Annotated in this window: 10 protein-coding genes and 1 tRNA gene; 9 read left to right on the top strand and 2 right to left on the bottom strand. The window is 61.6% G+C overall.

Annotation, left to right across the window (positions count from 1 at the left end; genetic code table 11):
• Positions 1-146: 146 nt before the first annotated feature.
• The 6 genes from hisD (at position 147) to SO156_RS34305 (ending at position 3,984) form a co-directional block, all read left to right on the top strand.
• Positions 147-1,442: a histidinol dehydrogenase gene (gene hisD / locus SO156_RS34330; protein WP_498537860.1), complete on the top strand. Its 1,296-nt coding sequence runs from the start codon at positions 147-149 to the stop codon at positions 1,440-1,442.
• Positions 1,439-1,933, top strand: a complete 495-nt coding sequence (locus tag SO156_RS34325; RefSeq protein ID WP_498537859.1) for a UPF0262 family protein — start codon at positions 1,439-1,441, stop codon at positions 1,931-1,933. Before hisD ends, SO156_RS34325 begins: the two co-directional genes overlap by 4 nt.
• Positions 1,934-1,938: 5 nt before the next feature.
• Positions 1,939-2,406 (top strand): arsenate-mycothiol transferase ArsC, encoded by a 468-nt coding sequence (locus SO156_RS34320; RefSeq protein ID WP_498537858.1) that lies wholly within the window; start codon positions 1,939-1,941, stop codon positions 2,404-2,406.
• A 292-nt stretch (positions 2,407-2,698) separates the two neighbouring features.
• Entirely contained in the window at positions 2,699-3,328 is a 630-nt protein-coding gene (locus SO156_RS34315; protein ID WP_027520709.1) for a Maf-like protein, read from the top strand.
• 222 nt (positions 3,329-3,550) lie between these two features.
• Positions 3,551-3,733, top strand: a complete 183-nt coding sequence (gene yacG, locus SO156_RS34310; RefSeq protein WP_498537857.1) for a DNA gyrase inhibitor YacG — start codon at positions 3,551-3,553, stop codon at positions 3,731-3,733.
• A 175-nt stretch (positions 3,734-3,908) separates the two neighbouring features.
• Positions 3,909-3,984, top strand: a tRNA-Phe gene (locus SO156_RS34305).
• Positions 3,985-4,242: 258 nt separating this feature from the next.
• Here SO156_RS34305 and SO156_RS34300 read toward each other — a convergent pair.
• Complete coding sequence (locus SO156_RS34300; protein WP_498537862.1) at positions 4,243-5,322, bottom strand: ROK family transcriptional regulator; 1,080 nt, start codon at positions 5,320-5,322, stop codon at positions 4,243-4,245.
• Positions 5,323-5,370: 48 nt separating this feature from the next.
• Positions 5,371-6,036: an SGNH/GDSL hydrolase family protein gene (locus SO156_RS34295; protein ID WP_458144095.1), complete on the bottom strand. Its 666-nt coding sequence runs from the start codon at positions 6,034-6,036 to the stop codon at positions 5,371-5,373.
• A gap of 315 nt (positions 6,037-6,351) precedes the next feature.
• On the opposite strand from SO156_RS34295, the gene SO156_RS34290 reads away from it, so the two are divergent.
• From SO156_RS34290 to SO156_RS34280, 3 genes are all read left to right on the top strand, one after another.
• Complete coding sequence (locus SO156_RS34290) at positions 6,352-7,428, top strand: ABC transporter substrate-binding protein (protein WP_458144094.1); 1,077 nt, start codon at positions 6,352-6,354, stop codon at positions 7,426-7,428.
• 72 nt (positions 7,429-7,500) lie between these two features.
• The gene (locus SO156_RS34285) at positions 7,501-9,003 is read left to right on the top strand and encodes a sugar ABC transporter ATP-binding protein (protein ID WP_458144093.1); all 1,503 of its coding nucleotides are present in this window, start codon (positions 7,501-7,503) and stop codon (positions 9,001-9,003) included.
• Positions 9,004-9,019: 16 nt separating this feature from the next.
• On the top strand, positions 9,020-9,961 hold the full coding sequence (locus SO156_RS34280) for an ABC transporter permease (RefSeq protein ID WP_458144092.1): 942 nt from the start codon (positions 9,020-9,022) through the stop codon (positions 9,959-9,961).

Genomic DNA, 9,961 nt, shown 5'->3' with positions numbered 1-9,961 from the left:
GGGGCGGAAGGGGAGGATTAGGGGGTAAGACGACTTCGACGGGACGACATCTCCCAAGGGTTGACGCCGCTTCCCCGCCGCGCCATTGAGCAGGGGACCTGGTGAGCCCGATCCACCCCAAAGATCAGCCAAAAGACCGTCGCAACATGCCCATTCGCCTCGACCGCAGCAGCGCCGATTTCGACCAGCGATTTGCGGCCTTCCTCGCCGCCAAGCGTGAGGTCTCGGCCGACGTCGAGGCCGCCGCGCGCTCAATCGTCGATGATGTGGCCAAGCGGGGCGATGCCGCGCTGATCGAGGCGACGCGCAAGTTCGACCGGCTTGAGCTCGATGCCGCCTCCTTGCAAGTCCGGACCGCCGAGATCGAGGCCGCCGTGAAGGCCTGCGACGTCGCAACGCTGGATGCGCTCAAGCTGGCCCGCGACCGCATCGAGACCTACCACGCGCGTCAGCTGCCGAAGGATGAGCGCTTCACCGATCCGCTCGGCGTTGAGCTCGGCTGGCGCTACACCGCGATCGAATCGGCCGGCCTCTACGTGCCCGGCGGTACCGCGGCCTATCCGTCCTCGGTGCTGATGAATGCGGTGCCAGCGAAGGTCGCCGGCGTTGCGCGGCTCGTGATGGTGGTGCCGGCGCCCGACGGCAAGCTCAACCCGCTGGTGCTGGCGGCCGCCCATCTCGGCGGCGTCAGCGAGATCTACCGCGTCGGCGGCGCGCAGGCCGTTGCTGCGCTCGCCCATGGCACCGCGACGATTGCGCCGGTCGCAAAGATCGTCGGCCCCGGCAACGCCTATGTCGCCGCGGCCAAGCGGCTCGTGTTCGGCAAGGTTGGCATCGACATGATCGCCGGTCCGTCGGAGGTGCTGGTCATCGCCGACGACACCGGCAATGCCGACTGGATCGCCGCCGACCTGTTGGCCCAGGCCGAGCATGATGCGAGCGCGCAGTCGATCCTGATCACCGATTCCGCGCGGCTCGCCGCCGATGTCGAAAATGCCGTCGAAGCGCAGTTGAAGACGCTGCCGCGCGCTGCGATCGCCGGCGCGTCGTGGGCCGATTTCGGCGCCGTCATCATGGTGAAGAACCTCGCTGACGCCATCCCGCTCGCCGATGCCATCGCCGCCGAGCATCTCGAGATCATGACGACGGACGCCGATGGGCTCGCCGCAAAGATCCGCAATGCCGGCGCGGTCTTCCTCGGCGCGCACACGCCCGAAGCGATCGGCGACTATGTCGGCGGATCCAACCACGTGCTGCCGACCGCGCGTTCGGCGCGCTTCTCCTCGGGGCTCTCGGTGCACGACTTCATGAAGCGCACCTCGATCCTGAAATGTGGCCCCGAGCAGCTCCGTGCGCTCGGGCCCGCCGCGATGACGCTCGGCAAGGCGGAAGGGCTCGACGCCCATGCGCGCTCGGTCGGATTGCGCCTCAATCCGTCATGAACAAGCCCGCACAGGACGACACGCAAAATCGCATCGTCGGCGTCACGCTCGACGAGGAATCGATCGGCCGCTCCGGGCCGGACATCGAGCATGAGCGTGCGATCGCGATCTACGACCTGATCGAGCAGAACCTGTTCGCGCCGGAAGGCGCCGACGGGCAGGGGCCGTTCACGCTGCATATCGGCATCACCGGCAACCGCTTGATGTTCGACATCCGCCGCGAGGACGGCACGCACGTGGTCGCGCATCTCTTGTCGCTGACGCCGTTCCGGCGGATCGTGAAGGACTATTTCATGATCTGCGACAGCTACTATCAGGCGATCCGGACTGCGACGCCGGACAAGATCGAGGCCATCGACATGGGCCGCCGCGGCATCCATGACGAGGGATCGCGCACGCTCCAGGAGCGACTGAAGGGCAAGGTGCGGGTCGATTTCGAGACCTCGCGCCGGCTGTTCACGCTCATCACTGTCCTGCACTGGAAAGGCTAAGCGCGATGGCGGCGCCGCCCCGCGCACGCGATCCGCAGTCAGTGTTGTTCGCCTGCGCGCTCAACAGCGTGCGCTCGCCGATGGCCGAGAGCCTGCTGCACCACATGTTTCCGCACGGGCTCTACGTCAAATCCGCCGGCGCCAGGAAGGGCGAGCTCGATCCCTTCGCGGTCGCCGTGATGGCCGAGCTCGGGCAGGACATCTCCACCCACAAGCCGCAGACCTTCGAGGAGCTGGAGGACTGGGAGGGGCTGAACTTCGACCTCATCATCACGTTGTCGCCGGAGGCCCATCACAAGGCGCTGGAGCTGACGCGCACGCTCGCCGCCGACGTCGAGTACTGGCCGACGCACGATCCGACCGGCACCGAAGGCAGTCGCGACCAGAAGCTGGCTGCCTATCGCGAGGTCTGCGATCAGCTCCTCCTGCGCATCCGCAGGCGCTTCGCGAAGGCCGGGGCCGCGAGCGGGTAGCTCTCGTGCCCCGGACGCAGCGCAGCGCGCCTTTCGCGATGCGCTGCAGAGCCGGGGCCCATCTCGCCACGCGCGTCGCCCACGCTGGGTCCCGGATCTGCGTCGCGTCATTTCATGCCGCGCCGCGTCCGGGACACGAGATCAGCGTAACACCGGCGTCACAGACCGCAGGCACACGCATCTGTAGTTACCTCGAATCGCTTAAGTCCGGGTTCCCGGGTTGTGAAACCGGCCCCCTTCCGATAGGTTCCGCGCGCAATTCACCCCCTGCTTCCGTCCCCCAAATCACCTGATGCTCGGCCGTCCCAAATTCGTTCTTGCCTCCGGTTCGCCACGGCGCCTGTCGCTGCTCAATCAGGCTGGCATCGAGCCCGATGCCTTGCGGCCGGCCGATGTCGACGAGACGCCGAAGCGGGGCGAGCTGCCGCGCGCCTGCGCCAATCGCCTCGCTCGGGCAAAAGCCGATGCGGCGCTCAAATCAGTGCAGCTCGACGACGAACTGCGCGGCGCCTTCATCCTCTCGGCCGACACCGTGGTCGCGGTCGGCCGCCGCATCCTGCCCAAGGCCAACCTGGTGGACGAGGCCGCGCAGTGCCTGCGGCTGCTGTCGGGCCGCAACCATCGCGTCTACACCGCGATCACTCTGGTCACCCCGCGCGAGGCCTTCCGCCAGCGCCTGGTCGAGACCCGCGTCCGCTTCAAGCGCCTCTCCGAGGACGACATCCAGGCCTATATCGGCTCCGGCGAATGGCGCGGCAAAGCCGGCGGCTATGCCGTGCAGGGCATCGCCGGCTCCTTCGTGGTCAAGATGGTTGGCTCCTACAGCAACGTCGTCGGCCTGCCGCTCTACGAGACCACCACGCTGCTCGGCGGCGAAGGTTTTCCCATCCGCTTCGGCTGGCTCAACGCCGTCGGCGTTTGAGCTCCGGGTTGGCTTAAACAAAAATCTCGAAAACAACCCCATGCAAAGTAGAACGGCCGGCCGGGCCGGGACCCTTTCACATCGAATTTGAGTGCCGCCCCGCCGGCGATGCGCTCCCTCCCCCTTGCGGGATTGGGGAGGGGAGTCGCGAGCCCCGCCGCCACCTTCGGGAACTCTTGCCCCACAGCCCCCTTATCTCCCGACTTCGTGTAGGCTCACCTGATGGACGACCAAGTCAAAAAGCTGCTTCCCCCGCTCAAGACCTGCCCGATTTGCGGCAAGCCGCAGTCCCAGGCCACCCGCCCGTTCTGCTCCTCGCGCTGCCGCGACGTCGACCTCAACCGCTGGCTCAAGGGCTCCTATGTCATCCCCGGCCGCGACGATGAAGTGGATGACGTGGAATAATGTCGTATTATCAATATGTTAAATGGCCGCGAGAGCCCCGCCGCGCGCCCGCGCCGATCTTGTGCACAGCCGGGCCGCGCCCCGCGAAGCGAAAGGCGAAGCGTGGGTGGACAGGCCGCTTCCGGCCCACTATAAACCGCCCGCTCGATGGGCCTTGGCCCCTCTCTTGGAGCACGCCCAGGTAGCTCAGTTGGTAGAGCATGCGACTGAAAATCGCAGTGTCGGTGGTTCGATTCCGCCCCTGGGCACCATGACTTTTCCACGCTGGAGCACGATCTACAGGTTCGGTGCAGCCGTTCGGCACTGGGAATGCCGCGGATAACTTCGGGTTCGCGCTTCAGATCGCCGAAGAGAATTGCCAACAAGACATTGCATTTTCCGTCGTCGTCGCTTTCTACCGCGACGGCTTGCCGTTCTGAAATGTTCGTCCCGCGTTTCCGCAAGTACGGGTGATGCGCCCCTCCGCGAATTTGATGGGTGCAGTAATTCGGGTTTCGGTGCCGGCCTGTCTACTGCACCATAAACCGCGAGTGATACGGCAGGTTGGCTGCGCCCACCGCCTTGGGCGCGATGGAGTTGGCGCCATAGAGGAACTGCACCTCAGGTACTTCCTCATGAAGCTCGGAGCATAGGGTCTGTCCTAGTTTCGGTGGTGCGTAGCTCGATATGACCGCGGACTTGAAACTGACAAAGCTCAGGAGGGAACGAATTGATCCGACGAGCTGGCGGCAGCACATGCGACGCCATTCGGCGTAGTATTCGGCGGCAGCCCTCGGCAGGGTTTCTGATCCGACGTCTTCCAGCACCAGCCCAAGCCGCTTGAATTCCTCTCGCAAGCGCAGCAGCCCGACGTCATGACTCATGCCGAACCTGCCGCTGTGGATTTGATAGTTCAGAACGAGACGACTGTGCAGGTGCGAGCCCAGATAGAAGAAGAGGAAATCGGGCAAAGAGCGCGCCACTCCGAACAGGCTTTCCCCGCCTGCAGCCGCTGTTATGTCATCCTGGATGTAAACGGACAGATTGAGCGCGCTCTCAATGCTGGCCTGGAGATCGATTAGATCGCTGCCTAAAAGATCTCTCACACGATGCGAGCCTGTCTCGTTGGGGGCCGCCAGTCCGATACCAGCAATCCGGGTTCGGCTCGAGGGTGGAAGCGCCGCTAGAATTTCCTGGATTTTCGCGACGAGTGCGCCGGATCCATGCAACGTGGAGTATGGATGCGCGGCGTGGTGCTGCACCTCGCCGACAAAGTCGATGACGGCGATATCGGCCGCGCTTGCGCCGAAGCTTACGCCGATCGAGAAGGCTCCTTTGGGATTGAGTGACAGGGGAATTGCCGGCGGCCCGACCCGACCTCGCTGCGCCTCACCCTTCGAGACCAGACCTTCCTGCTCCAATGAACGCACGATGACAGATACTGTTTGCGCGGAAAGGCCGGTTTTTTCGCCGATTTCGAGGCGCGAAATTCCGGCGCTCTGCAAGAGCAACGAGAGCACAAGCCGTTCATTGTAGCTTCTCACGCTTGGCGCATTCAGGCCGCTCGCCCGGTCTGCGATCCGCAGCGGGTTCGGTGGCGCAAATCGCATGTCAGGCAAGGAACTGCTCCTCTCGGAAGACCTCAAGCAGAGGTTCGCTCAACGCTGATGCTCAGCAACGGACCATCCGATCGCTTCGATCTCTTGTGCCAGCGCGATACCCAGTGCCCGATGTGCATCGGCGTTCAAATGAAATCCGTCTGCTTCGTCGCATTGGCAAACCGCTCCGGCGTTGAAGAAGTGCACGCCAAGGGAATCCGCCATGATTTCGAATTCCAGGGCGAGTTGCCGTGACTTCTCTGGTGCGCTGGCAAAGATCGATTTCCATTCCTTGATGTCGTCCAAAATCGGAGGAGGGGCCACGATCATGATTTCCGGTACAGTTCCGCCAGGGCCTGGCGCCAGCTCTCGTATGTCGTAGATCAGGCACCCCAGTCCCATGGCGACCTCGGAAGCCGGCATGTTGAATCGAGCCTTGAGGTCATTAGTCCCCAGCATGATGATCACGAGATCCAGGACCGTGTGGCTTTGGACGCAAGGACGCAGATATGTCCTGCCGTTCTTGTGGGCACCTTCGATTGGATCGTCGCGAACGGTTGTCCTTCCGCTGAGACCTTCTTCGATGACGTACCACTTCGGCCCGAGCTCAGCCTGAAGCACACCCGGCCACCGGGTGTGTCGATCGTGGCGCTCGAGCGGTCCGCGACCAGGTATCTGACCGTGAGTATTGGAATCGCCGAAACATAGAACCGAACGCACAAGCATCGTCCTGAATCCCCGTGCTTTTTGGTACCCATCATTGTCTCTGCCATTCGAAGACTGCAACAGGTCGATTATTCATTCAATCTGAATAACTATTGACAGCTCCAGTCAAGCTGTGCATTGGTAACGTCGCGGCGGACTGAAAAAATCCGTCGGCACTGGGAGCAGAACGCCAAGAAGTAGGCTCTTCGCCGAGAGGGGCCGATCCATCAACCTGAATGGTCCAGACAACGTCCGCCGTGCCGCGGCGGACGGACGCTGACCTGCGCTCTGCTCCCTCGAAGTAAATTGGGCATCGAGTGCGGTGAAGGAGGATTCATGCACCAAGGATTGAAACTACTCGGAATTGGGCTGGTCGCCGCCACGTTGGCTGCCTGGACGGAAGCGCGCGCGCAGGAGGTCAACCTGATGCAGGGCGTCACGCCGCGCCCCGGCGATGAGCGCATGACGCCTCCGGATCAGTTCAAGAAGAACGGTCCATGGAAGATCGGGATGAGCCATTTTGGCGTGAACGCCAACACTTGGACCGTCCAGATGGCGCATGATGCGGAAGCGGCTGCGAGGCTCGACAAGAGAGTCGGTCAATTCATCCTGCTGGATGCCAATATTAGTCAGGCCAAGCAGGTCGCCGATATCGAAGATCTTATCGCGCAGAAGGTCGATGCGATCATCGTGACACCGCTGACGCCGACTTCCGCTGACGCCGGCATTGAAAAAGCCGTCGCCGCCGGCATTCCCGTCATCGTCCATACGGGTCTGACAGAGACCGACAAATACACTGTCGATATCCAGGGCGGCGGCGTTCATTTCGGCAAGGTGATGGGTGATTTCCTCGTCAAGCAGCTCCATGGCAAGGGAAACATCTGGGTGCTGCGCGGCCTTCCGGCGCATCCTGAGGACATCAATCGTTACAAGGGCCTGCTGGAAGCGATCAAGGGCACCGACATCAAAATCGTCGCGGAAGATGCCGGCAAGTGGCAATACGACGTCGGCAAGCAGGTCTGCGAAACTCTCTATCTCAATAATCCGAAGGTCGACGGTATCTGGTCGTCAGGTGCCGACATGACCCGCGCCTGCGTCGATGTCTTCCAGCAATATGGCGCAAAAATTCCGCCGATCACCGGCGAAGGCAACAACGGTTTCTTCGCCCGCTGGATCGAGCTCGGCTTCCCCTCGATCTCGCCCGAATACGGTCCCGAGCAGGGGGCTGCCGGCGTGCGCGCGGCGGTTGCCCTTCTCGAAGGCAAGCAGCTCCATAAGCGTTACGTCTACGAGCCCGACGGGTGGGATCTCGAAAAGGCCAAGAAGTACTATCGCAAGGACCTCAGCGCGAATGCCTGGTTTCCGACCAGCCTGACCGAGCAGGATCTCCAGAAGTACTACGGCAAGCACTGATCTTTGCTGGTGCCGGCGCTCTTTTTAAGCGCCGGCACTACCGTCCCCCTATGCAGGCTTTGGATCGGAGCGATGACCGTACAGCCGCTTGTCCAGATGACATCAATCTCGAAGACTTTCGGGGGCATTGCCGCGCTCGAAAACGTCGATTTTCAGCTGCTTCCCGGATCAGTCCATGCGCTCATGGGCGAGAACGGGGCCGGCAAATCGACCCTCATGAAGATCTTGGCAGGCGTCATTCAGCCTGACGGAGGCATGATTCGGAAGAACGGACAAATCGTCCGCTTCGCCTCACCTCGTGAGGCGCTCGATGCCGGAGTATCGACGGTATTCCAGGAACACTCCCTGCTTCCTAATCTGTCAATCGCCGAGAACATGTACCTCGGCAAAGAGCCGGTTACAAAGTTCGGCGTAACCGACACGGCTTGGATGGAAAGGAAAGCGAAGGAGATTTTATCCGAGCTTGGCCTGAAGCTCGATCCGGCAACCCTCGTCGGAAATCTTTCGATCGCGGAGAGGCAATTTGTAGAAATCGCCCGCGGCATCTCGGCACGCGCCGACGTCGTTATTCTCGATGAACCAACGGCTGCGCTCAATGCCGCTGATGTCGATGTTCTCAACGCTCAGATTCTGGCCCTCAAGAGGCAGCAGAAGGCGGTCGTCTACATCTCTCACCGCATGGAAGAAATTTTCAAGATTTGCGACACCATCACCGTGTTGAAGGATGGTCGCAACGTAGATACCGTGCCGGTTTCGGCGATCCGCCCCAAGCAGTTGATCGCCATGATGGTCGGCCGGGAGCTGAGCGAGTTGTTTCCGCCCAGGTCGAACCGAACGGAGGGCGAAGTCGTTCTCTCGATTGAGGGTCTTCGGCTGACTCCGGACGCTACGCCGTCGTCGATCATGCTCCGGCGCGGCGAGATCGTGGCGCTCGCAGGCCTCGAGGGCCAGGGGCAGCGGGAGCTTGTCAGGTCGCTCGTCGGACAATACACGCCCCACGGCGGCAAGGTTGCCGTTAGAGGACGGGAGTTCGCCTTCCCGCTCTCAGGAGAGCTCGGCATTCGCGAAATGCAGGCGCTAGGCCTCGGCTTTGTTCCCGAGGACAGAAAGCTCGAGGGCTTGTTTCTTGACCTTTCTCTCGCCCACAATCTCACCATTGGACTGCACAGCCGGCATTTCGAACTTAAACCGGCATCGGCTCATCGCGAGGTGATCGCGAACTCCATGAAAAGCCTCTCGATAAAGGCCTCTAGACCGTCGCTGCCGGTGAACGCTCTGTCGGGCGGAAATCAGCAAAAGGTTCTTCTCGGACGATATCTCGCATTGGGGGCCGACATACTGATCATTGAAGAGCCCACACGAGGCGTCGACGTAGGCGCAAAGGCAGAGATCTACAAGCTCCTTCGCGACTACGCGAACGCCGGCGGTTCGGTCGTCGTCCTTTCGAGAGAAACTCTGGAGCTGATCGGTCTTTGCGACCGGCTGTATGTCATCCACGACAAGCATGTCGTTACCGAGATGCTCGCCGAATCGGCTACCGAGCACGCCATTCTCGAAGCGGCCCTACATAGTTGAGGTGAAAACAACCGAGATGAGCCAGCTTGGTCGCTTATTTGTTGGAGCAAACTCACGGCACGGGTTGTGGACGGTTCCGTTGCTCGTCGCCCTGGCCTGTTCCTTGGCCTTGGCATTTTCGACCAATGAGTTCGTGAGTTCGCAAAACATTCTCAATCTAGTTGCTCAGGCGGCGCCGCTCATCCTCGTGAGCATCGGGCAGATGATCGTGATCCTTGTGAGAGGTCTTGATCTGTCGGTCGGCTCCGTCGTCAGCCTCACGACCGGAATCTTGTCGCTCAACGCTCCCGTCTATGTTTCGGTGCCGGGGGTCATGCTCGCGGCCGTCGTGATTGGGCTCCTAAACGGGATTACGGTAACCAGTTTTAGAGTGCATCCGATCATCGCAACGTTGTCCATGATGGGCATCGTGCAGGGCATAACGATGTTTGTCCGGCCCTCTGCTGGTGGCTCCGTCCCATCGGAGATCCTCTTTCTCGTGAGCGGCAGGCTATTTGGCATCTACATGCCTGTCATATGGGTCATCGCCGCAATATTGGTGGCTTGGAAGGTCGTGCACGGCTCCCGCTTCGGCTTGCACCTGTTTGCGATCGGCGGAGGTGAAACAGCGGCTACCTTTGGCATCGCCGAGCAGCGCAACGTCCTCGCAGCCTACGTCCTGAGTTCCTGTTTCGCTGCTGCGGCCGGCATCTTCTTGGCAGGCCGCATCGTCTCGGGTGACCCAAACATCGGGACGCAATATGCGGTTGATTCGATCACCGCCGTTGCGCTTGGCGGCACCCAACTCGCCGGAGGAGTTGGCAGCCTCCACGGCACTGTCATCGGCTGCGCGCTTCTCGCAGTTATCGCAAATGGCATGAATCTTCTCAATGTCTCGGCCTTCATCCAGACCATCGTGAAGGGGCTGATACTACTCGCAGTCATATCGCTTCAGCCGCGCAAGACGATTGGACTGTAA

The organism is Bradyrhizobium sp. UFLA05-125 (assembly GCF_059803515.1).
This window is presented reverse-complemented; position numbering and strand designations above follow the sequence as displayed.